Raw genomic sequence first — 24,129 nt, forward strand, 5'->3', positions numbered from 1 at the left:
AATTAATGAAATTGGCGTAAGGCATGCGTGCCACGCCCTATACAAATATTATGGAACTATTACGCTTTACTACCGCAGGCAGTGTTGACGACGGAAAAAGCACCTTGATCGGTCGTTTGTTATACGATTCGAAATCAATTTTTGAAGATCAGTTTGAAGCCGTTAAAAAATCAAGTGAGCGCAAGGGACTACAACACGTAGATCTAAGCTTATTAACAGACGGACTTCGTTCAGAACGTGAGCAAGGGATTACTATTGATGTAGCTTATCGTTATTTTGCTACGCCGAAACGTAAATTCATTATTGCCGACACCCCGGGCCATATTCAATATACGCGTAACATGGTTACCGGTGCATCAACAGCTAACCTGGCTTTGATTTTGGTGGATGCGCGTCATGGTGTAATTGAACAAACCTGCAGACACTCCTACATTGCTTCGTTGCTGCAATTACCACATGTGGTGGTTTGCGTCAACAAAATGGATCTGGTTGATTACTCAGAAGACGTTTTCAATAAAGTGGTTGAACAATACCATGAGTTTGCAAGCAAACTGGACATTAACGACATCCGTTACATACCCATGAGCGCCCTTAATGGCGACAATGTGGTCAACCGTTCTGAAAATATGCCTTGGTATCAGGGTTCAAGTTTGTTAGATACGTTAGAAACCATCCACATCAGCAGCGATTATAATCATATGGATGTGCGTTTTCCGGTTCAAACGGTTATAAGGCCGCACGCTACAGAGTATCATGATTACAGGGGATACGCAGGCCGAATGGCTGCAGGTGTACTTAAAACGGGTGATGAGGTGACTGTTTTACCTTCAGGCTTAACATCGAAAGTTAAATCAATTGATACGTTTGATGGCCCTGTAGAGGAAGCTTTTGTGCCGATGTCTGTATCGATAACATTGGAGGATGATGTTGACGTTAGTCGAGGAGATATGATTGTAAAATCTGATAGTCTACCAGTGGCAACCCAGGATCTGGACGTTATGCTGTGCTGGATGCGCGCTGCGGGGCCAAGACCAGGTGCTAAGTACTACCTCAAGCATACCTCTCGTGAGGTGATGGCTATGATCAAGGAGGTGACTTATAAGCTTGATATCAACACTATGGAAAAAATTGAGGGCGATGCCAATATTAAGATGAATGATATGGCAAGGGTAAGAATAAGAACCACCCAGCCATTAATGGTTGATGAATACCGTATAAACCGCATAACCGGTTCATTAATATTAATTGATGAAGCAACTAACGAAACTGTTGCCGCCGGAACCATATACGGTTTGCAATAACTGCTAATAAAAATTAATATTAAGGAATAACAAATGGGCGTTTTTAAACGCCCATTTTGCTTTGAGATGTTGTTGATGAAGACGCAGAAGCAATTAAATTATCCCTGTCTCCCGCAAGCCGTTGTTGTTCTTTAACAAAGAAATAACGCATTGCCGGACCAGATATCACAACTGATAAAACAGTCATTACCACCAGCCCAACAAATACCTGTTCGCTTATCAGTTTTGCCTGCACGCCTAACATACCCAATACAATTTCCTGAGCGCCGCGCGCATTCATGCCAAATGCTACCGCAAGCGATTCATTATTGGTCATCCCACTCATTTTGCTCCCTAAGCCGGCGCCAATTAGCTTGGCAATAAATGCAACTGCCAGTATTATTGCAACCACTTCAAGGTTAAAATCATTAACAAAGTTTAACCTTAAGCCAATGGAACAGAAAAATAAGGGAGCTATAATGTTTACGGTGAACTGGTGCAGTATGAGCTTATGGCGTTCGGTAAAGAAAACCGAGTCGCCAATAGCAATGCCCATTAAAAAGGAGCCGAAAACAGCCCTTATGCCCAGATACTCTGTTACTATACCACTTAAAAAACACAAACAGATAGCAAGTGTAATAACGCGACCAATTTTTAGATGTTTTTGTGCAGCCGACAGTAATTTATTGACCAACCAACGGCCGGCAGTGATCATGAAAATTATAAAGCCGAGCACTATAAGCGTGGAGCTGAATGAACCTTCTTCTTTTCCGGTATGCATCATTCCGATAATAAACGAAAACAGTATCCAGCCCAAAAAGTCGTCAATCATGGCAGACGTAACTACAAGGTTGCCAATCTTGGTTTTTAGCAAGTTAAGGTCAATTAGTATTTTGGTAATAACAGATAATGCAGTTATGGATAGTGCCGTTCCAAAAAATAACGCGGTTAATAATTGATTGCCGTTTTCAGTAACAAATACTCTATCGTAAAATAACCAAACGGCTGCAAACCCAACGGCAAAAGGGAATAAAATACCCATCAGGCTAATACTGGCCGCCTGCTTGCCGTTGGCGCGTATCTGTTTTAAGTCAACTTCAAATCCGGCAATAAACATCAGTAATATAATTCCAACGTTAGCAATGCCGTCAAAAGCGCCATAAGCTCTCGGTTCTGCGAGGAAAAGGCCATTAAAAAGACCTGGGAACAACCCGCCTAAAACAGATGGGCCGAGTAAGATCCCGGCCAGAATTTCCCCGGCAATAGATGGCTGTTTTAGTTTCCGGCATATTTCACCAAACACACGTGCAGCAACAAGCATTACAGTAAGTATTAACAAGAAGTGTAATGTCTCCGCCGTGTTGAGTTTTGATACCATATTAAATCTATAACTTTTGTAGACAAATATATGCTTAATATCTTTTTAAACTGATTTTTAATGATTTTAACCAATTCAGCATTATATGTATGTTAACAAAAGCATTAGGATGCTGCAAATAACTTGCTTTTGTTAACTTTACTTGCTTTAATTTTTAGCAAATCATTTATGATATCTAAGCGGACAAAGTATGCTTTAAATGCACTTGTTTTTTTAGCCAGCAAGCCCAAGGATACACCAATACCTATTCCGTTAATTGCAGAGAGCGAAAACATTTCTCGGAAATTTCTGGAAGCGATATTATTGGAGCTTAGGCGGGGCGGAATGGTGAACAGTAAGAAAGGAAAGGATGGCGGATATTTCTTAGCTAAAAGCACCGAGGAGATCAATGTGGCAGACATTATGCGTTTGTTTGACGGGCCTATAGCTTTATTACCTTGTGTTACGTATAAGTACTACCGCAGGTGCGATGAGTGTAAGGATGAGGCAACCTGTGGTATACGCAAAGTGTTTGCTGAATTACGTGCTCAAACTGTAAATACGTTGAAGAATGCTACCTTGGCAGAAATTGTGAGACGATCTGAAACAGAGGATTAAATAATAATGTTATTAAATAAAAATTAAAATTTGAGGAGCAACTTTAAGTTATACTGAAAAAAAAATTTCTTCAAAAAGAAAATCAAGGATTTGTAAAAGCGAAATTTAGTTATTTTTTATAAATGGCTTTTTATTTTAAATATTTGATAAAAAACATCGAGTTTTTTTATATTTGTTTCATTGGTATAATTCAAAAAGAGGCTCGTCTTTCTTCTAAATTAACTTAAACAAAATGACGTCTGTTAAAAGTATCTGCTGTATAGGCGCTGGTTATGTAGGTGGCCCTACAATGGCTGTTATAGCAAAAAAATGCCCTCATATCAAAGTAACGGTTGTTGACATGAACGAAGCCCGGATTGCTGCCTGGAATGATCCTGATACCGAAAATATACCTGTGTATGAGCCTGGATTAAGTGATGTGGTAGCTGAAGCACGCGGTAGAAACTTGTTTTTTTCAACGGAAGTTGATGATGCCATACGCGATGCCGAAATGATATTCATATCTGTTAATACGCCAACCAAAACATACGGTAGCGGAAAAGGCATGGGCGCAGACTTGAAATATATTGAATTGTGTGCAAGGCAAATAGCGCGCGTTTCAACAACTGATAAAATTATAGTTGAAAAATCTACTTTACCTGTTCGTACGGCAGAGGTTTTAAGAGATATTCTTCAAAACGTAGGCAACGGTGTTAAATTTCAAATATTGTCTAACCCTGAGTTTTTGGCAGAGGGTACAGCAGTTGAAGATCTTTTCAGCCCTGACAGGGTATTGATAGGGGGGGATTATACAGATGAAGGGTTAAAGGCCATCGAGTCGTTAGTTGAAGTTTATGCTAATTGGATACCAAGGGAAAGAATTTTGACAACTAATGTATGGTCGTCTGAACTTTCCAAGCTGGTAGCAAATGCATTCTTGGCACAGCGTATATCATCGATAAATGCGATATCAGAACTTTGTGAAAAAACAGAAGCTGATATTAATGAAGTGGCCAGGGCAATAGGTACCGATAGCAGAATTGGATCAAAGTTTTTGAAAGCGTCAGTTGGTTTTGGCGGATCTTGCTTCCAAAAGGATATATTAAACCTTGTTTACATATCGCGTTCTTTTGGGTTAAAAGAAGTCGCTGATTACTGGGAGCAGGTGATCATTATGAATGATCATCAAAAAAGACGGTTCGCATTAAATATTGTTCGTAATTTGTACAATACCGTTTCCGGAAAGAAAATAGCATTCTTAGGTTGGGCCTTTAAAAAAGATACAAACGATACCAGAGAGTCTGCAGCTATTTATGTGGCAGATTTGCTGCTGAATGAGCAGGCTGTTGTGAAGGTGTATGACCCAAAGGTTGAGCCTAAACAGGTTTATGCAGATCTGGATTATTTGGAAACACGCCAGCCGGCAGCTAACGCTAATGGAGTCGCGTGTTATGAGGATCCTTATGAGGCATGTAAGGATACGCACGCCATTGCTGTTTTAACGGAATGGGATGAGTTTAAAACGTATGATTGGCAGCGCATTTATGATAATATGCTTAAGCCGGCAAAAATATTTGACGGGCGAAACATTTTAAATGCAGCCGAACTGAAAGCCATTGGCTTCCAGGTTAGGTCTATTGGAGTGACAAATTAATATAGAACTTCACTTTGTTTAGACCAAGCACCCATATTGACATTAAGACATGAATAGGTTTATATTATAATGATATTTTTTAGACCCTCAATTTAATTTTTTCCCATCATTTATTTATGAACCACAGATACCTCACATTTATTAAGGCAATTAACTTAACCTTTGATTACATAAGCTTAAATGTTGCAATGGTTTTGGCTTATTATTTAGAGGGGAAAGAATATGTGTTTTGGATGAATAATGTAAATTATTTACCTATTGTACTGGTATTTAACTTTACGTGGCTGCTTTCTGCCAACTTAACAGGCTTGTATGAGCAGGTGCTTAACAAAGACTCCATCAAAACATACAGGAACGTTATAAGGACTTATTTTTTCTTTATCAGCATAATATGTTTTATTGTGATAGTTATAGGTACCAAGCAATATTTCATAACGCGGGGGTATCTGGCTTATTCGGCAGTTTTGTTTGGTGTTTTGCTGGTAGTATGGAAATTAGTTTTCTTAACCATCAGGAAGAGTGACCGAACGCGATTATACGATTTGCGCAATGTGGTAATTATTGGCTCCGGACGGGTTGGAAATGATCTGCAGCAATATTTCAGAAAAAACTCTGGCCTGGGCTATAATTTGGTTGGTTTTTTTGATGATAACCCGCAGGGCATTGAAGATAAAAACATGTACCTGGGCAGCACGGGCGATTCTATAAACTACGTGTTGAACAACAAGATTGATGAGATATTTTGCGCATTACCTGTATCAGAAAAAAGCAAAATTGAGCAGTTGATGAGCGATGCCGACAGAAACCTGATAAGGTTTAGGTTTGTGCCCGAATATTATGATTACGGTATTAAGCCCGTACTGATACAGAGTTTTGGCAATATACCCGTAATATCGGTTAGGCCCGAACCGCTTGAAAACATGTTGAACAGGTTTATCAAACGCTTATTTGACATTGTTTTTTCCATACTTGTTATTACGTTTTTATTCAGCTGGCTTTTCCCAATCCTGGCAATTATTATAAAATCGCAATCAAAAGGCCCTGTGTTTTTTACGCAGCTTCGCTCAGGACGAGACAACAAGCCTTTCATGTGTTATAAGTTTCGAAGTATGAAAGTGAATGCAGACTCAGACAAACGCCAGGCTACCCGCGACGATGATAGGATAACCAAAATTGGTGCATTTATGCGCCGTACCAGCATAGATGAGTTACCGCAATTCTTCAATGTTATCATCGGCAACATGTCTGTAGTTGGTCCACGCCCGCACATGATCAGCCACACAGAGCAGTATGCCGAGTTGATTGACAGCTTCATGATCCGTCATTTCTTAAAACCAGGCATTACAGGTTGGGCTCAGGTTAAAGGCCTCCGCGGCGAAACCAAAACAACCGACGCTATGCTTCACAGGGTTGAAGCAGACGTATGGTATTTAGAGAACTGGTCTTTCTTACTTGACATGAAGATCATTTTCCTTACTGTTTGGAACAGTATCAGAGGGGAAGAAAACGCGTTTTAGATATATATCGCTATAAGTTTTCATATCCTAAAGTCTGCTAATATTTGATATCAGTATATCAATTTGGGTAGTGTTGTTGGCTTTATTTAAATGGTGCTTACTTATCATTTAATACTAAATCTTATATTGCAATCTTATTTAACTATGAAATAATATACGATGCTTGGTAAGCAAACAGCGCAAAACACTAATTTATTTAAACAGCCTGATAATGTGCGTATTGCCGTTATTGGTTTAGGTTATGTAGGCTTGCCATTGGCAGTTGAGTTCAGCAAAAAATATCAGGTTGTTGGCTTTGATAAAAAAGATGACAGGATTACTGAACTGAAGCAAGGTTTTGACCGCACTTTAGAAGTTGAGCAAGAGAGCCTTGCCAGTGTAATTTCTTCAGCAGAAACCTTTTCCGGACTTATCTTCTCCGCAAATGAGAATGATATAAAAAGCTGCAACGTTTATATTATTTGCGTACCAACTCCTACTGATAAGCATAACAGGCCTGATTTGGGTTTGCTGAAAGATGCCAGTAAACTGGTGGGAAGCATATTAAAAACAGGCGATGTAGTTATTTATGAGTCAACAGTTTTTCCGGGCGCTACCGAGGAAGTTTGTATCCCAATACTTGAATCAACCGCTAAATTAATTTTCAATAAGCAATTTTTTGTGGGGTATTCTCCGGAGCGTATTAATCCCGGTGATAAAATCCATACGCTTGTTAACATCTTAAAGATCACTTCAGGATCAACGCCAGAGGCTGCTGATTTTATAGATGAACTCTACCGAAGCATTGTAGTTGCTGGTACACACAAAGCACCTTCAATAAAGGTTGCAGAAGCGGCTAAGGTTATTGAAAATTCTCAGCGAGACATTAACATAGCGTTTGTAAATGAGCTGGCGAAAATATTTGCTCTTTTAGAAATTGATACGCAGGCAGTTTTACAAGCAGCCGGGACTAAGTGGAATTTTTTACCATTTAAACCAGGCCTGGTAGGAGGGCATTGTACCGGTGTTGATCCCTATTACCTGGCCCAGCGGGCGCAGGAAGCCGGCTACCATCCGGAAATTATATTGGCCGGGCGCAGGTTAAATGACGGAATGGGCACTCACGTTGCGCTTGAAGTAATAAAGCTGATGGTAAAGAAGGAGCTCCCTGTTAAAGGCGCTGACGTTTTGGTGCTTGGCTTTACTTTTAAAGAGAACTGCCCTGACGTGCGCAATACGCGTGTTATTGACATCATAAAACAGTTTGCTGACTTTGAAGCCAATTACCAGGTGCTTGATCCCTGGGCCGATCCTGATGAGGTGATGGGTGAGTACAATATTAAAACAGAAAAAAGCTTTGATAACTTAAAAGGGAAGTTTGATGCCATTATACTTGCTGTTCCGCATAATGAATTTTTGAACGTTGATTTCGATGCCCTTAAAAAGTCGCCTAAATCGGTATTGTATGATATTAAAGGCTTGCTTGACAAGCAATTGGTGGATGGCCGGTTATAGATTTTCATAGAAGCAAACAGGCATCATCTTCAATAGTTTTTGCCCTTATAATGTCTCGCATTTATATATAAAATGTCTATGAATTGAGGTGTTAAAACGTTATTTTTGAAGAGTTAGGTCTGATTTCCAACACTCTCTAAATGAACAGAAAATCACTACTCCCCGCAATTTTCGTTATTTCTTTACTCGGTTCCTGCAAAGATAAAATAGCCAGTACCAGCGAGGTTTACAGTAATGATTTTGAAACAAATAATTTGAATAATATAACCGGAGGCGCTATTGAAACCTATAACGGCTCCAAGGTACTGGGCAGATATAATAACGGGGGATTTTCTTTAAATCTTACGGGGTTGCCAAAACACGATATGATAACCGTATCGTTTGATCTGTATATTCATGATAGCTGGGATGGTAACAAGGTTAATCCAGACGGGCCGGATATTTGGGAAATGTTTGGCGATGACGAAAAGTACATTTCAACAACATTTTCTAACACAACATGTCAGCCGGGTTATTTCTGTGATCCGCAGTCTTATCCCAATACATATCCAAATAATTATAATAACCCTAAAACGGGTGCAGCTATGATTGATCTACCACCTGCTTGTAAAGCCACCGCGCCAAACGGAACCAGTATGTACCGCATAACAAAAACTTTCTCACACACAGATGGTAGCCTGGTTGTAAAATGTATGGATAAACTAAGGCAGTATAATGAGCCCGACCAAAAGTGCGATGAGAGTTGGTCTGTAGATAATATTAAAGTTAAGTCAATAAAGCTGTAGCATATTACGCCTGATTCAGCATTGTAGCCGCCGCCCTTTTAATCGCGTAATTTATTGATTATTGTTTTCCTCTTCCGGACGCATGGAGAGTTTAACGGTTGAGAAAATAATAAGCCCAACCAAAATACCAGCGGTAATAGCTATCCAGTATTTCCATTTATTTTTCTTCAAAGGCAGTTCCGGCTGATCAACAAGTTGTACAGTAGGCGTTTCCTGAACCAACATTGTTTTGCTTGCTTCGAGATTTTTCAATGTCTCAGAATAAACTGTATTCAAAACAACTTTGTCCCTGCGTTGAACCTCAACTCTTGCCCCTTCTTCGGTATACGCAGGGTTAAGGTCAAGCGCTGTACGCTCGGTGGCCGATACTGAATAGGTTTTGTTATTCAAAACACGCTCAAGGCTATCAGATCTCTTTTGCAGCCTGTCAATGTTATTCTTTAACCTTTTGGTTGTTGTACTTATGTAAAAGTCTATTGATTGCTGCATAATGCGTTGGCAAAATAACAGCGACAGCTTTTCGTCTTTGAAAGTTGTATTTAATTCAAAAAAGCCAAGCTTTTTATCAGGTTTTGATATTTTGAACTGCCCATTATCTAAAATGCGTTCAATCATTTCATGTAACAAGCTATCCTGCAAATAAGTATTGTTGTTTCCGTTTAACGGAAACTTAACAACTTTACCATCAGGGCTGTGCTCCACCCAGTCTTCATCAAGATGATAAATTGCTGCATACTTGTCTGCCAGGGTTGAGGTGCTATCATATGCAGTGGTTAGGGTATTCTTTATAAGGTTATGGCTTTTTACCAGTTCCTGTATGTTATCGCCTTGTAAAACACCGCTTCCGCCGCCTACTCCGTCAACATTTAAACCAAACTGCCCGGCAAGTGATGATAAACCGCCAAGTGAGTTTGATGACTTTGAATCGTCAACCACAAAGGTTAGCCGCGCCGTATAGGTTGGTTTTTTGAAATAAGCAGCAAGCGCGCCTATCAATGCTCCAACTACAATAACAACTGCTATATGTGTTTTAAATTGCCATAGGTATTTAATGTCTTTAAAACCACTAATTACCATTTGTTTTAAAGAGAAATCTTTCTCAAAAACCGGTGGATTGTTATGCTGGCCCATGCTTATTTTCTTGATAAAACTGCAACCATACTTACAAGTGCCGACAATATAGCAGCTACGCCACCAATTTCTCCTGCTCCTAATTTAAATTTGATCTCCGGATTTTTCTCGGGTACAACAATTTTACTTCCGGGTTTTACAGGAGGGTATGACCTGAAAAATAAAACATGACGTACAGGTTTGTTCAATCCGTCAGGATATTTTATATAGGCGCCTTTCAAACGAGCGTTCTCTGTAGCGCCTGCAGCTGAATTAATATAGTATTTAAAATTGCGGCCTTTGTAGGCTATAAATTGCGGATTGTTTACAGCGCCAGCCACTTCAACATATGAAATAACACGCGGAACAAAAACGCTATCTCCAGGCAACAGGACATTCTTTGTTTTAGTTGAAAGCAGGTTTACGTTTACCCTTACACCGTTTCTATAGATCTGCACGTTCTCTAATGATCCATATGGCGTTAACCCACCTGCACGTGTTAAAAATTCCTGGGCTACCTCGTTGCGCTCTCTGATAGGGTAATCTCCAGGGAACGCAACTTCGCCTCGTATTTTTACACTACCTAATTCACGGTAATTAACCAGCCCGCGTACACTAATAACGTCTCTGGGTTCTAAAGCTATTTCACGGTTCGGATCAGTCGGGTCGTCCATGTTAACCATATAGGTTGTTACAACCTGCGTTGCAACACTGTCGGCGTTATTTTTTATAACACGCGATACCTCTACGTGGTGCGATGCTGCCTGGTCATCAAATCCGCCGGCAATAGCAATCGCGTCAACCAATTTCAAACCTTTCCTGTATTCTATCTCGGTCGGGTTTCTAACATAGCCGTTAACAGTTATTTTTTGGTTGGAGACGAACAAGTTTTGACCCAATATCACCACCGAATCTTCTCGCATCAGCGGGAAATCATTTTTCCCTTCAATAATTTGTCGCGGGTCAAAAGATATGGCGGTTTTTTGAAGGTCGGGCATTGTTCTTTTTATGTAGCCCCTTTCCATATATGCTTCAGGCTTTAAACCCTGAGCTTTTTTTAATAATTGCGATAGTGTAAGGCCAGCTGTTAACTCATATGGGCCCGGCTGATAAACTGCTCCTTCTAATACAATTCTGTTGCTGTAACGGTCGGCTACTACGTCAATCGCAACCATATCGCCATTACGCGGAATGTAGTTGGCAAATGTATTTGCTGTTACATCCTTAACATCTTTTTGCAGATCACTCACTTGTGTAAGTCGGGCCATACCCTGGTAAGCATTAGGCGTAAAGCCTCCGGCATATTTTATCAGGTCTGCCAGCGTTTCATTATCTTTTAACTCAAACAATGCTTCGCGCTTAACCGCCCCGCTTATGCCAACACGTTTTTTATAAACCGGTATGCTAATAACGTCTTGATCTTCAATTCGCACGTTATCTGTGGCAAGTCCGTTTTGCAAAAAGTCATAAAAGTCTGCCGTTTTAATAACCTTGTTATTCCTGATAAGGCGTATGTACCTCAAAGATCCGTTTTGGTTGGGCCCACCAGCAGAATAGAGTACATTAAACAGCGTAGATAAAGCTGATATGGTATAGCTTCCCGGGGTGTTCACCTCTCCGGTTACCATAACCTTTATGCGTCTTGTGGTACCTAAATTTACAGTAAGCTTGGTTCTGCCTGCAGCAATTGCAGGGTAAGTTTTAGCCATGGCATTCTTTATCACACTTGTAGCTTGTTCAATGGTGAAACCACTTAGCTGAACTGAACCAACATGTTCAATCAGTAACTTACCTTCTGGCGTAATTGTCGACTGTGTAAGCTTTTCATTTAAGCCTGTCAATAAAACAATCACCACATCACCAGGGCCGAGTATATAATTTTTTGGTGTTGGTGCCGAGGCGTTTGGCTCAAACGTGAGGCTGGTTTGCTTAAACAGATCTAAACCGTAAATGGGTAGTGTTTTCACCTCTTTTATAACTTCTTTTGGCGTTATTTTTTTTACCGGAGGAGGATTCGAAGCCGTTTTATTCTCTGCACCAACCTTATCCTTATTTTCAACTTTTGCAGGAGCAGAAGTTGAAGTGGTTTTAGGTTTGCTATTTAAACCAAGCAATGTAACGCGGTTTTTTAATTCCTCAACCTCACCTTCAGGCATGCCTTGCTGAATAAGGAAAGCATAAATTTGACTTTCAGACAAACCTCTGTCTTTGGCTTGATTCCATAGCGCTGTAATTTGTTCATCACTGGCCTGGCTTACTTTTGCATTTTTAATTTTATCAGACGAGATCTGAGCAAACGTATCCGTTGATAAAAATGAAAAAGTAAATAATATAATTAAAAATAGGTAGATGTTACGCATTCTATGTTCGTGGAGTTTTACAAATATAAATTATTATCCGTCTAAAATAAATCAGGCAGTTACGCTTAGTTATGCTATTGCTAACTTGTAGGCAGCCAATGTTTGCTCAGCTGCTTTTCGCCAAGTGCAGTTAGCTATTATTTTTAATGCTAACTGCTCGTTAAGTGGTGCTTTGCTTGCCTCGTCAACAGCAGTTCGTATGGTTTGAGGATCTTGCGGTAAACAGTAAAAAGCATCGTCGCCAAAATAGGCCCTTGTGTCTCCCATTTCAGTTATTACAATATTGCAACGCATGGCTGCTGCTTCCAACGAACTCAAACCTGTTGTTTCAAACCAGCTTGCTAAAACATGCACTTTGGCACGCTGATAATAACTAACCAGTTCATCATGCGGTATGCGGTTTAAAAAAGTAACGTTTGGTGCTGCAGCCGCTTTGCAACGGTTATAATAGTCCATTTGGTTGGCAGAGGGTTCGCCTATTAATACAAGCTTATATTGTGTGTTGTTTAATGCCTTGATCAAGTTGAGTTGGTTTTTTCTATTTTCAATTCTTCCAACGCAAATTACCAGTAGGTCATCTTTGGCTATTTCAGCATCATATTCAAATTTCTCGGGGTTTATACCGTTTATTATGGATATTGACCTTACCGAAGGGGTGTACAGCTTTTTGAGCCTGTTGCCTTCCGAGTCGGAATTAGGCAATATAAAATTAGCCGTTTCTAATACATTAATAATAGTCTTTCGCTGGCCGTTTAAGAAATAACTTATAGACGGACGATGATCTTTACCTACTAACCATCGCGCTATGGTTTTAAAATACTCCATAGTATCTGATGACATGTAAGCAAAAACAGCACCCAACCCTTGCCTGTTAAATTTATAGTAATCACCGTAGGTGCAATGTATAGTTGAAACAACGAACGGCTTTTTTGATTTCTTGCTGTGGTAGGCTATATCGCCGGGACGCGGAATACCAAAAAAATGCAGCAGATCGTATTTATCGTAATCAATAGCGTCAACAGACCTGATCATTTCCACTTCAACGCCTAAATTTCTTAACTGCTTTGCAGTTTGTTCAATCTGAACAGTATCGCCACCCGAAATTTTGTAAATATTTAACCGGGTAACAAATGCTACTTTCATTGTCATTTCTTGGATGAGCACCTTCTTTAAGTGTGGTTCAAAATTACACGCTTTAAGGATATTTTTAGCCTGTTGGCTGTAACGCACACTTGTAATAGGTGTGGAGTTTAATAACTACGGATGTTAACTAAATAAAACCAATATTGTTTTTAAGTTGTTTTGTAACTCAACTTATTTGTGCAGATAATTATATGCGCTGTCATATTTATTAATTGTAAACAATATACCAATTTCATTGTATTTACTATGCGCATTATACTTGGTAATATTGCTTCGAAGTTTTTTAACCATACAAGCGTTGTAACTTCGGGATGGAAAAATATTCGTTATCGGCAAAAGTACTTTTTAATGTGCTATTTTTTATTTTATTAGTTAATTGAATGGTATTTTTTTAAACAAATGGGCTTTTTGTTTAAAATATTATATTTTTTTAGAAGCACATAATGGTAGGGTGTGAAAAAATGAGTAAATTTGGACAGCCGGGAATTACTCTGTCGTACTTTTTAAACATCTGCCGGATGTAGCCAAATATGGTTAAACGTTTATTATGAAAAAAAAGATTTACATAGCCGGTGCAGGTGGAATGCTTGGAGAAGCGTTTTACCGCATTTTTAAAGATGAATACACAGTTAAATGCACAGATAAAGATGTAAATGAGCAGTGGCTTGAATTTCTGGACTTTCGTAATTTCGAGGCTTATCGTAAAGAAGTTAAAGCATTCTCTCCTGACTATTTGTTTCATTTAGGTGCTCACACCGATCTGGAGTACTGTGAGCGCAACCAGCATGATGCCTATCTTACCAATACTACTTCGGTTGAAAACGCTGTTTTTATAGCTAACGACCTAAATATACCACTGCTATATATAAGCACCGCAGGAATATTTGATGGCGCTAAGGATTTTTATGATGATTGGGACGAGCCTAATCCGCTTGGTCATTATGCCCGTTCAAAATATATGGGCGAACGCTATGTGCGTGAAAACGCCAAAAGATATATTATTTGCCGGGCAGGTTGGATGATGGGAGGAGGGCCCGAAAAAGACAAAAAATTTATTAATAAGATTATCAAACAACTGGTGAACGGCAACCGTAACCTGCATGTTGTTAATGATAAAGATGGTACGCCAACTTTCACGGTTGATTTTGCCAGAAACGTTAAATTATTGCTTGAGCGCGAATACTGGGGCTTGTACAATATGGTTTGCGGTGGCGAAACAAGCAGATTTGAAGTTGCCAATGAATTGATCAATATACTTGGCTTGCAAGACGAAGTAACGTTACATGATGTTCCGTCGAGCTATTTTGAAGATACTTATTTTGCGCCGCGGCCAACTTCGGAAAGGCTGGTTAATAAAAAACTGGAGCTGCGTAATATCAATATTATGCGCGATTGGCGAATTGCGCTTAAAGAGTATATCAACGATTATTATTTAGATTATTTGAAGGAAAATAATATTTATAGGGTAAAAGATAGTACTATTACTGCTTAGATATTAGCAACTTTCATTAATGAGAATAGCAGCTTTTGGCTTTCGCTCGTTGCCGCCCGAAAAAGGTGCGGCAGGGGCTGATAAATTCGCACTTGAATTATTCCCGAGGCTTGTTGCGCGTGGCCACAAAGTTGTTGCATATAACCGCAGGTATCACGATAGTTTTGTGGATGTTAAAGAGTATAAAGGTGTTACTATAAGAACCTTTAAAACTATAAAAAAGGCAGGTTTTGATACGCTGCTTCATTCCTGCAAATGCGCTTTTGATATTATAATTAATAACACTGCCGATATTGTTCATATACAAAATGGTGGCAATAGTATATGGGCGCTCCCGTTAAGACTTTTTGGTAAGAAGGTTTTTATAAGCCAGGATGGCGTAGACTGGAAGCGCGACAAATGGGTGTGGTATGCCAAGCTCTATCTCAAATTTTCATCATTTATTACAGCTCACTTTCCTAACCAGGTAATTTTTGATAATGTAATAGCGAAACGCCTTTTTGAAGAGAAATTTAAAAAGCAGTACACCTTTATTCCGTTTGGAAGCGAAGTTGCTTATCCGCAAAACAGTGAGGCTGTATTGCAGAAATACGGTTTATTAAAGGGCGAATATTATTTGTTTGTAGGTCGTTTCATTCCGGATAAGGGATTGCATTACCTCATACCCGCTTTTAAAAAATCCGTTTCAAATAAAAAGCTCATCTTAATTGGCGGCTCACCCAATCCTTCAGACTATGAAACCAAGATACTGGGAATGGCCGATGACAGGGTCATCTTCCCCGGCTTTGTTTATGGCGACGAGGTAAACGCTTTAATGGTAAACGCTTATTGCTATATCCAGCCGTCGGATGTTGAAGGCTTGTCTCCGGTAGTTCTTACCGTTATGGGGCTGAATGTTCCGCTGATTGTAAGTGATATTGAAGAAAACCAATATGCTGTGAGAGATACTGCCAAAATGTTTAAAAAAGGTAATATAGAATCACTCGCCGAAGAAATAAACTATTGTGAGCAAAATTATCCGGATATGCTCAGGCTTGCTGAAAAGGCACAGACCCGTGCCCTTACCCAATTTAATTGGGAGAAGGTTGCCGACGAGCACATTGAGGTTTTTAAGAACAATTAGCTGCGTTTTTAAATATTTCTACTAACTGCTCCGCTGCGCCTGCCCAAGTGAACTTCTTCAATTGTTGATGCCCTTTAGTAATCATTTCCTTTTTCAGAATATCATCAAGCAAAACCTCTTTCATTGCCGCGGCTATCGCTTCAATGTTAAAAGGATCAAAAGTTAAAACAGCATCTCCGCCAACTTCTGGCAAGCAGGTATTATTGGCGACTACAACCGGAACCCCGTTACGGAAAGCTTCTAACACCGGTAAACCAAAACCTTCATTTATGGAAGGGAATGCGTAGAGTAGCGCATGTTTATACAGTATCTGTAAATGCTCGTCTGGTAAATACCCTGTTAAAATTACTGCGTCACCAAGCTGGTAGTCATTAATTGCATTGATAACTTCATGATAATCGTTTTCAGCTTTATTAACCGGTGTAGGACCAGCCAATACTAGCTTCAGATCTCCAAATCCATCAGCTTTTAACTTTGCAAAAGCCGCAATAAGTGCCGGAAGATTTTTCCGTTTAAAAAAAGAACCGGCGTGTAAAATGTATTGCCTGCTTTCTACAGGTAAGTTCAATAGCTTAAGGTCATTGTTTTGGTTGCCAATACTCACAGGTGCACCTTCAGTAACAACAACTAATTTATTTGCTGCTATACCGGTAAAGTGATGTATGCGTTGTTTTGAATAAGCTGTGGGCGTAACAATAACCGGCGAGCGTTTGGCCGCGGGTAGGGCGGTTTTCATATACAGCCATAGCCATAACCGACCGTAATTTTCCGGGTTCTCAAAAAAGAAAGCATCATGAAATACAGGTACAGTTGTATAGCCCAGATGTATTATCGGAACAAAATTATCGGTGCAAAAAACTACGTCGCATTTGTTGGTCCAAGCTTTAAGTGGCAGGGAGATTTGTTTCCAAAATTGATATTGAAAATGGCCTACCCATTTAAGTAGTTTATTTCCTCCCCCGTAAATAGGGAGCGATGTATCTAAAAATTTAAATTTAACCGTTTCACTTTCCAGTTTTTTGAACTCGCGGCAAATTTCAATCAAATAGGTGCGCGTACCGGTTTTAGCTACTTTTATATCGCGTACATCAACCCCAATTGTAAGTGGTTTCGCCATATGCTAAACACCCCCGCGCGTTTTAATAACCTTTGCAGGTACCCCTGCCACAACAGAATTTGGAGGAACTGATTTTGTTACCACGCTTCCTGCTGCTATAACACATCCATCGCCAATATTTACCCCCGCTAAAATGGTTATACCTCCGCCTAACCAACAGTTGTTGCCAATAACCGTGGCTTCCCTGGTAACGCCCTGGTCCTTAATTGAGATTGAAGCGTCTTGAAAGTTATGGTTCTCAGAAAATATCTGGATGTTGGGACCGGTAATTACATCATCGCCAATGATTACACCGCCCTGGCCACCAATAAAAGCACGCGCACCTATACCTGTGCGATTACCTATGGTTATACCTGAGCCCTGTTGTGCAATTACTCCGGTACAAAACAGTATCGAATCACGGGCTATGGATACATGATCGCCTAATTTTATTCCCTTTGCTGATAAGGCATTAATGCTAACATTGTCGTCTAAGATTAGGTTTTTGCCTGCCGAAAGTTGGTAAGCATGTCGCACTTTAACGCCTATACCCATAAATACCAATCCAGATGAACTTTTTAAGAAAGGTTTGATGAACAAGCCACGCATAGCCTGACAACCACGTACCCATGATACGGTAAACAGGTCGCGGCTACTGTATGTATTTTCCCATTTATAATTGGGATCATTTTTTAACTTTCTAATCAGTTTTTCAATCATGCTTCAACCAATTCAATTTCGTGCGTATCTCTTGGGCGCATCAAAACACTCACAAACAGGCCCGAGAGAAACCATTCCATGTATGAAATATAAGAAGATGATTCCACTTCGGAGGTAAGCGAAGGAATTAACAACCCAACTTTCATCAGCAAGATCAATAAACACAGCTGGTGTTCTTTCCCTTTAAGATATTTGAGGCCTTTTAATCCATATCTAATAAACAAGAAATAAACATACATATAAACAAACATGGCTATTACACCCGTTTGTACACCTATAATAAGAAACTGATTTTCGCCCCCGACATTCTCGCCTAATGTTGCACCAACACGACCTGAGGAGCCCAACCCTAAACCCAACGGACGGTCAATAATTGAATTTACAGCAGTTACCCACTCTATAATATGGCCCACACTGGATGGGTTACTGAAGTCAATGGTGTTCATCAGCACCTCAATCAGGCCGTCGCGTTTATCATTAAAATCACTGAATAAATATGCAACGTACAACATTCCGCATATTGCTGCCGCATGAAAAGCACGTACAATTAATTTATGCCGGGTAACCAGTGCATACACATAAATAACCAAAAAGTACGCCGCCAATGGCGCGCGCGATAGAGCAAATATGATAGACAAAGCACTGGCTGCCAATGCGGCAACACTTACCTTTTTAAATTGGAAATTGTTCCTATCTGTAGTATACATTGCTAATATGGCCGAGATGGCCAGCAATGTAGCAGCTGCATGTTCAAGAGGGTTAGCAAAAAAACTCGCAAATCTTTTATATCCACCTTCCGACTCAAATGTTGTACTCAGATCATAAGATCCGCTGGGTTTAATGTTAAAAAAGTAGTAGCTGTACTCGGCGTAACCTGTTGTAGATTGCAGGTGCTGATTGGTAGCTACTTCTTTGGCCAGTACAACACCGGCAGCTATGGTGAGTACTATAATATAGCTTAGGTATTTGCTTATGTAAACTTTTTGAGGATCAAGTAACCGGCCTGCAAAATAAACCACTATATAAAAAGATGTGCTTTTTAAGGCGATCAATCGGTCCGTAAATCCTTGCTCTCCAATTGGCAAAACAGCGTACATGATATTGCAAGCCAGATAAAAAAACAGCAAATAATCTATTAAGTGGAACCGTGGCCGATTTTTTAAAGCAAATATATTAAGCACTAATACCAGCAGTACCAATATTTCTTTAAAAAACTGAAAAGGGGGTATTAAAAATGGTAGCCCGTTAGTGAACATAACAGGCATAGCTGTTAAGTACATGGATACGCCGAAGATGATAAAGATTAATATTCCGGCATGATGGCCCCGGTAAACTTCGCGTAGCGAAGCGATAAAGGCCAACAAATAAATTAAGGGGAATATTAATAACATATTACTGTGTCACTATTTAGGCCAAATTATGCTTTTTGGGGTGAAAAGTCCGTCTCGCAGACCTTTAATTAAAAAATCAGCCTTTTGTTTACGCCTGCGTACCTTAAAATATAACCACACGGCTGCGTAATAAAAGCCATAAAACAACAGGTTTATCGGATAAAACAGCGGATTGCCGTATTTGCGTAAAAACCAAATGTGGTTTCGGCTAACATAATAATGTATGGATGGATTTAAAAAACCTTCTTTTTTAGGTGCCCGCGCTTTGGCTGATGCCCCTGCTTCATGATACATTTTGCATGATGGAAGATAATGAACCTCGTGTCCATTGTCGCGTAAGCGGTAGGTAAGTTCAACATCCTCATAATATAAAAAGAAAAGCTCATTGAGGAGGCCGCACCTGACCAAGGCACTATTGCGCAAAAGCATGCAACACCCAGTTGCCCATTTAGCATTTTTATAAATAGGATGGGTGGCAGTAAGCTTGTTGTCTGACCATATCTTTCCTAAAACAGGGTTAAATTTCCCTTCCCCGTTCCAGAGTTTTTCCGGTTCATGCATCCAACGTACGGCAGGTTGTACAGCAGCCGCGTTAGGGTATTGGTTTAAGTGCGCGTATAATTTAGCTACAATGTCTTCATCAACCAGCGTGTCGGTATTAATGAGCAGCGAATATGTATAGCGATTTTCAATGCTGTATTCAAGCGCGCGATTATTCCCCCCGGCAAAACCCAGATTTTCTTTGTTGTCTATAAAAATTACATCATCAAATTGCTGGTGAAGGATGCTAAGCGAATTGTCGGTAGATCCATTATCAGCCAGTATAATATCAAACAGCTCCTCCTTACAGTATTTTTTAATGGAGGTAATGCAAGCCGCTGTGTAATCGGGCGTATTCCAGTTAAGTAATATAACAGCAACAGGTTTACTCATGCGCAATTGCAGGTTTAGTTATAATATACTCATACATTACACAAGCCGATAGCTCAACTATTACTGTAAAAGTGCCTATGATTGCAAAATTGGTTGAGTTAGCTAAAATTATGGCTGTTATTGTTGACACTAACAATAACAATGCTGCTATACGGAAGATGAATACATTGTGCTTTTTTATCAACTGATCTAATGTGTTAATGGTATTTAATACTGAAATAACAGGCACAAAAGCCATCGTTCTTAAAAAGAGTACAGCCGTTGCATCATGCTGTTTTGACAGGACGTAGATAATAAAATCTGCACCAATAAAAGTAATTATCCCTCCTGCAAAAAAAATCGCTATAAAAATGCGTTTTACTTTTCTTCTGTAAATCACCCATTGCTCTGCATGCGCTTTATATAGTATTACAGCTTTGGGATATATTGAATTAGCTACAATATTAAGTAGATTACGTATCTGCCCAACAAAGCGATCGCATATAGAATAGGCTCCCAATACAACCGGCGTACTCCATTCGGATAGTGCAAATATAATTACGCTTTGCTGCAGGTTAGCTGAAGCATTGTTGATGGTAAGGTAGAAATTGTCTTTTGCCAGTTGTTTTAATTCGTTTAAAGCGGGTAGCTTCAATGTTAGTTTAAAATGCGAGGCAAAACGTACCAGCAAGGTAATGTATACCACCACATTTGCAGTGCCTAAAATAAAATTAACAAACAAGGCATCTTCCGCGCCGTGAACAACTAAGATTATGGCAATAAGGGTTGCAGCATTTGCCACCAGATTATACACGTTAAACGTTTTCAGTTTTTCCACGCCGATGTAAAAGCACAGCGGGTTAACCACCTCGGCCAATACAACAGGAATTGAGAAAAATACAAAACGACTATAAAACAAACCTGTAAACCGAAGCACTAAGAGGCAACCCAGAAAAATTAAAAAAGCCAATAAGCGTATAGAAAGCGTGGCAGCAACCACTGCACTCAATTTTTGCGGATCGTCTCGAGATAAAGTGGCATCGCGCACGCCTGATTGCCCGGTTCCAAAATTTATACCCGAGCCTGCTAATAAAGCAAACCGGTAACTTGAGGTAACTAAACCAAATGCCACCAGCCCAACCGTGCGCGTAACAACAAACATTGCCAAAATAGCCAACAGCATGTTACTCACCTGAATACTGCCCAGATTGAGAAAGTTGGTTGCAACATTATTTTGCTTTACATTTTTGTAAATAGCGCTAAGCCGCTTCATATCTGTTAAGTTCTAACCATCCAGAATGCTCCCGGCTCTCTGCCCGGTTGTTGGCTGTATATTGGATGTTTTACAGAAAACTCACTATTGTAATTGTGCGACAAGAAGTTTACCGCACCCAATATTTTGTAGTTATTATTAAATGTTAGAAATGCCTCCAGCAAATACTGCTCATTCCATAGCCTGTGCTCTTTCAATATCCATTGGTCGGGATAGTCTTTAGGCAAAAATATATCGTGTATGTGTACTACAACGCCGGGTTTAAGTATAGGTAATACCTCCAGGTATTCAAACAGCACATCTCCCTGGGGCCTGATCATGTGGGTAGAGTCAATAAACAAAATGTCGCCTGCGGCAAGTTCTTCAAAAAACTTTTGCTCAATTGTTTCTACGCGTTTCCTGATCACTTCAACTCCTGTTTTTTCAAGCCAGGGTTGTTCATATGGCTCAATGCAAATATGCGTGTAGCTCAACGAAGTGTCTTCTTGCTGATTTTTCCTGAACGCATTTTGAGCCATAAGGGTGGAGTAGCCACTGCCAATTTCAACCAGTTTGCGCGGCTTAAAATGGCGTATCATGTTATACAAATACTCTGCATCGCCAGATTCATAAAAGCCATTGTTATAGTAATAAGTTAATTCGTCGGCTTTATTAATAGGAAAACCTTTTAACTCATCAACAAAGTTGAAACTGTTTAATAGCTCAAGCTGCTCGTTAACGTTAAAGTCAATGCCGGGTAAGTTGCGGTCTTTTCTTAAAGATTGGGTCAAATGTTTTGCAGGATTTATAAGCGGCTGGTAATAGTGGTCAACTATAGGCAACATGCCCACTTTCATAAATATTTTCTCATCAAGTGTATTCATGCCAATTACCCGTAACAGTTTTAGCCACAATGCCGCCAAAAATGTGATAGGAAAACCAATAGCCAGAATAATTTTCAGAATAAATTTAACAGACTGTTTTATCATGTTTGATAGTTACCTTTTAAAAAGGAGGGTTCCTGCAAATGTAATTGTTTATTTGTGAATAAGCGTTCGGCCGCTTAACCCGAACGCATAACAATGGATGTGGCAATTGGTTCAAACATCTTTTTGATAAATTGGTTATCTTCGCAATTACACCTGCCATATTAACTTTTGTTATAACATGAACTATCTTAACCCCGCAATAACCGATCTTAAGCAATTAGGTATTGATAAAAAAGAAGAATATTTAAGCGCTGAACCTTTTCCGAATATTGTTATTGACAACTTTTTTAATGAAGAAATACTCAATCAGGTACTGGCTGATTTTCCGGATCTTTCAAAAAAGGACGGCGTTATAAATTACAATGCTCACAACGAAAAGAATAAGTTAGAAGCCAAAGGGGAGAAGCACTTCAGCGATGTAACCAAGGGCTTTGTGCATTTTTTAAATTCGCAGCCGGTACTTGAGTTTTTACAGGAGCTAACTGGCATAAAGGAAACGCTGCTGCCAGATCCTTATCTTATAGGAGGGGGCTATCATGAAATTAAACCGGGCGGTTTATTAAAAGTACATGCCGATTTTAATAAACACCACATGACATGGTTGGATCGCAGAATCAACCTGCTGGTTTACCTAAACAAAGATTGGGATGACAGCTACGGCGGGCACTTTGAACTTTGGGATAAAGACATGACCCGCTCATACAAAAAAGTGTTGCCTATATTTAACAGGATAGCCATATTTTCAACTACAGATTTTTCTTACCATGGTCACCCAGATCCGCTTACTTGTCCGCCGGATAGGAGTAGAAAATCAATAGCTTTATATTATTACTCTAACGGAAGACCAAAAAGCGAGGTTAGCGATAAACCGCATTCAACATTGTTTGTAGCCCGCGCAGGTAAGGAGGGAGATGTTGAGCGCGAGCCAATAACTTTGAAGGATGTTGTACGAGAAGTTGTTCCGCCTGTTATATTTAAGGCAGCAAAAAAACTAATGGGTAAAAAATGAGCAAGGTAGTAGTTTTTGGAGCCAACGGACAGTTGGGTACCTGCATTAAAATGCTGAATGGCGATAATAACCTTATCTATTTCCCGCACGAAGCTGAAGCTAATATTTTAGATGTAGAGGTGCTTACCAAGGTTTTTGCTGAGCAACAACCTTCATATGTTATTAACTGCGCGGCGTACACTGCTGTTGATAAAGCCGAGGATGAGGTAGAATTGGCGGAGCGTGTAAACGTTATCGGCGTAAAAAACTTAGCTGAACAATGCGGGCAACACGGGGCTGTTCTTATTCATGTCTCTACAGACTTTGTTTTCAAAGGCGATGTTGCCCGGCCGCTTACCGAAGCTGATAAAGCTGAACCAATAAGCGTTTACGGCCAAACCAAACTGGACGGAGAGAAAGCCGCCGCCGCCATTGAAAAGCATTTTGTTATTCGCACCGGATGGTTGTACTCAGAGCATGGCAACAACTTTGTTAAAACCATGCTCAGGTTGGGTGCAGAACGGGATGAGGTACGCATCATAGCAGATCAAGTAGGTACACCAACGTATGCTATTGACCTGGCTGCTTTTATTTTAGAGATCATAAATCGCGATAGCCAGGCTTATGGTGTTTATCACTACAGTAATGAAGGGGTAACATCGTGGTTTGATTTTGCCCGGGCTGTTTTTGATATTTCGGAAACACAGGTTAAGGCTATTCCTATCCGAACTGATCAGTATCCCACCAAGGCAACCCGACCATTATATTCAGTAATGGATAAAAGCAAGGTTAAAGAAACATTTTCAATAGAGATTCCGTATTGGAGGGATAGTTTAATTAAGTGCATCACCAAACTACAGCAATAAATT

General features: G+C 39.9%; 20 protein-coding genes. 10 read left to right on the plus strand and 10 right to left on the minus strand.

Features of this window, described 5'->3' with window-relative positions; all coding sequences use genetic code 11:
* The first annotated feature begins 50 nt into the window (after nucleotides 1–50).
* Nucleotides 51–1,301, plus strand: a complete 1,251-nt coding sequence (cysN, locus tag CLV57_RS05275; RefSeq protein ID WP_100341318.1) for a sulfate adenylyltransferase subunit CysN — start codon at nucleotides 51–53, stop codon at nucleotides 1,299–1,301.
* A 43-nt stretch (nucleotides 1,302–1,344) separates the two neighbouring features.
* Here the strand turns inward: cysN and CLV57_RS05280 are convergent, their stop codons facing one another.
* On the minus strand, nucleotides 1,345–2,658 hold the full coding sequence (locus tag CLV57_RS05280) for a cation:proton antiporter (protein WP_100340278.1): 1,314 nt from the start codon (nucleotides 2,656–2,658) through the stop codon (nucleotides 1,345–1,347).
* Between the two features lie 168 nt (nucleotides 2,659–2,826).
* Here CLV57_RS05280 and CLV57_RS05285 point away from each other — a divergent pair, with 168 nt between their 5' ends.
* From CLV57_RS05285 to CLV57_RS05305, 5 genes are all read left to right on the plus strand, one after another.
* Nucleotides 2,827–3,255: an RrF2 family transcriptional regulator gene (locus CLV57_RS05285; protein ID WP_100340279.1), complete on the plus strand. Its 429-nt coding sequence runs from the start codon at nucleotides 2,827–2,829 to the stop codon at nucleotides 3,253–3,255.
* Between the two features lie 232 nt (nucleotides 3,256–3,487).
* On the plus strand, nucleotides 3,488–4,888 hold the full coding sequence (locus CLV57_RS05290) for a UDP-glucose 6-dehydrogenase (protein WP_100340280.1): 1,401 nt from the start codon (nucleotides 3,488–3,490) through the stop codon (nucleotides 4,886–4,888).
* A 116-nt stretch (nucleotides 4,889–5,004) separates the two neighbouring features.
* Complete coding sequence (locus CLV57_RS05295) at nucleotides 5,005–6,405, plus strand: undecaprenyl-phosphate glucose phosphotransferase (RefSeq protein ID WP_100340281.1); 1,401 nt, start codon at nucleotides 5,005–5,007, stop codon at nucleotides 6,403–6,405.
* A gap of 159 nt (nucleotides 6,406–6,564) precedes the next feature.
* The gene (locus tag CLV57_RS05300) at nucleotides 6,565–7,899 is read left to right on the plus strand and encodes a nucleotide sugar dehydrogenase (RefSeq protein WP_100340282.1); all 1,335 of its coding nucleotides are present in this window, start codon (nucleotides 6,565–6,567) and stop codon (nucleotides 7,897–7,899) included.
* A 140-nt stretch (nucleotides 7,900–8,039) separates the two neighbouring features.
* Nucleotides 8,040–8,684, plus strand: a complete 645-nt coding sequence (locus CLV57_RS05305; RefSeq protein ID WP_100340283.1) for a hypothetical protein — start codon at nucleotides 8,040–8,042, stop codon at nucleotides 8,682–8,684.
* Nucleotides 8,685–8,735: 51 nt separating this feature from the next.
* Here CLV57_RS05305 and CLV57_RS05310 read toward each other — a convergent pair whose 3' ends face one another.
* The 3 genes from CLV57_RS05310 to CLV57_RS05320 all read right to left on the minus strand — a co-directional run bounded on the left by CLV57_RS05310 (nucleotide 8,736) and on the right by CLV57_RS05320 (nucleotide 13,297).
* Nucleotides 8,736–9,815, minus strand: a complete 1,080-nt coding sequence (locus CLV57_RS05310; protein ID WP_100340284.1) for a Wzz/FepE/Etk N-terminal domain-containing protein — start codon at nucleotides 9,813–9,815, stop codon at nucleotides 8,736–8,738.
* Between the two features lie 2 nt (nucleotides 9,816–9,817).
* Nucleotides 9,818–12,154 (minus strand): SLBB domain-containing protein, encoded by a 2,337-nt coding sequence (locus tag CLV57_RS05315; RefSeq protein WP_100340285.1) that lies wholly within the window; start codon nucleotides 12,152–12,154, stop codon nucleotides 9,818–9,820.
* 69 nt (nucleotides 12,155–12,223) lie between these two features.
* Nucleotides 12,224–13,297: a glycosyltransferase family 4 protein gene (locus CLV57_RS05320; RefSeq protein WP_157799073.1), complete on the minus strand. Its 1,074-nt coding sequence runs from the start codon at nucleotides 13,295–13,297 to the stop codon at nucleotides 12,224–12,226.
* 547 nt (nucleotides 13,298–13,844) lie between these two features.
* Between CLV57_RS05320 and CLV57_RS05325 the strand changes: the two genes are divergently transcribed.
* Both CLV57_RS05325 and CLV57_RS05330 read left to right on the plus strand, forming a co-directional pair.
* Entirely contained in the window at nucleotides 13,845–14,789 is a 945-nt protein-coding gene (locus tag CLV57_RS05325; RefSeq protein WP_100340287.1) for an SDR family oxidoreductase, read from the plus strand.
* Between the two features lie 19 nt (nucleotides 14,790–14,808).
* On the plus strand, nucleotides 14,809–15,912 hold the full coding sequence (locus CLV57_RS05330) for a glycosyltransferase (RefSeq protein ID WP_100340288.1): 1,104 nt from the start codon (nucleotides 14,809–14,811) through the stop codon (nucleotides 15,910–15,912).
* Here the strand turns inward: CLV57_RS05330 and CLV57_RS05335 are convergent.
* From CLV57_RS05335 to CLV57_RS05360, 6 genes are read right to left on the minus strand one after another with little or no spacing between them, the layout of a single operon-like run.
* The gene (locus CLV57_RS05335; protein ID WP_100340289.1) at nucleotides 15,899–17,029 is read right to left on the minus strand and encodes a glycosyltransferase family 4 protein; all 1,131 of its coding nucleotides are present in this window, start codon (nucleotides 17,027–17,029) and stop codon (nucleotides 15,899–15,901) included. The genes CLV57_RS05330 and CLV57_RS05335 overlap by 14 nt on opposite strands.
* A gap of 3 nt (nucleotides 17,030–17,032) precedes the next feature.
* Entirely contained in the window at nucleotides 17,033–17,728 is a 696-nt protein-coding gene (locus CLV57_RS05340) for an acyltransferase (protein ID WP_100340290.1), read from the minus strand.
* Nucleotides 17,725–19,119, minus strand: coding sequence for an O-antigen ligase family protein (locus tag CLV57_RS05345; protein ID WP_100340291.1), 1,395 nt, complete (start codon nucleotides 19,117–19,119; stop codon nucleotides 17,725–17,727). The genes CLV57_RS05340 and CLV57_RS05345 overlap by 4 nt, the downstream gene beginning before the upstream one ends.
* A gap of 12 nt (nucleotides 19,120–19,131) precedes the next feature.
* On the minus strand, nucleotides 19,132–20,052 hold the full coding sequence (locus tag CLV57_RS05350) for a glycosyltransferase family 2 protein (RefSeq protein ID WP_100340292.1): 921 nt from the start codon (nucleotides 20,050–20,052) through the stop codon (nucleotides 19,132–19,134).
* Entirely contained in the window at nucleotides 20,045–21,304 is a 1,260-nt protein-coding gene (locus tag CLV57_RS05355; protein ID WP_100340293.1) for an oligosaccharide flippase family protein, read from the minus strand. The genes CLV57_RS05350 and CLV57_RS05355 overlap by 8 nt, the downstream gene beginning before the upstream one ends.
* Nucleotides 21,305–21,309: 5 nt before the next feature.
* Complete coding sequence (locus tag CLV57_RS05360) at nucleotides 21,310–22,272, minus strand: class I SAM-dependent methyltransferase (protein WP_100340294.1); 963 nt, start codon at nucleotides 22,270–22,272, stop codon at nucleotides 21,310–21,312.
* Between the two features lie 178 nt (nucleotides 22,273–22,450).
* On the opposite strand from CLV57_RS05360, the gene CLV57_RS05365 reads away from it, so the two are divergent.
* Nucleotides 22,451–23,281, plus strand: a complete 831-nt coding sequence (locus tag CLV57_RS05365) for a 2OG-Fe(II) oxygenase (RefSeq protein ID WP_211290027.1) — start codon at nucleotides 22,451–22,453, stop codon at nucleotides 23,279–23,281.
* A complete protein-coding gene (gene rfbD / locus CLV57_RS05370) occupies nucleotides 23,278–24,126 on the plus strand; it encodes a dTDP-4-dehydrorhamnose reductase (RefSeq protein WP_100340295.1) in 849 nt (282 codons plus the stop codon). The genes CLV57_RS05365 and rfbD overlap by 4 nt, the downstream gene beginning before the upstream one ends.
* Nucleotides 24,127–24,129: the final 3 nt, after the last annotated feature.

Source organism: Mucilaginibacter auburnensis, assembly GCF_002797815.1.
Classification (GTDB): domain Bacteria; phylum Bacteroidota; class Bacteroidia; order Sphingobacteriales; family Sphingobacteriaceae; genus Mucilaginibacter; species Mucilaginibacter auburnensis.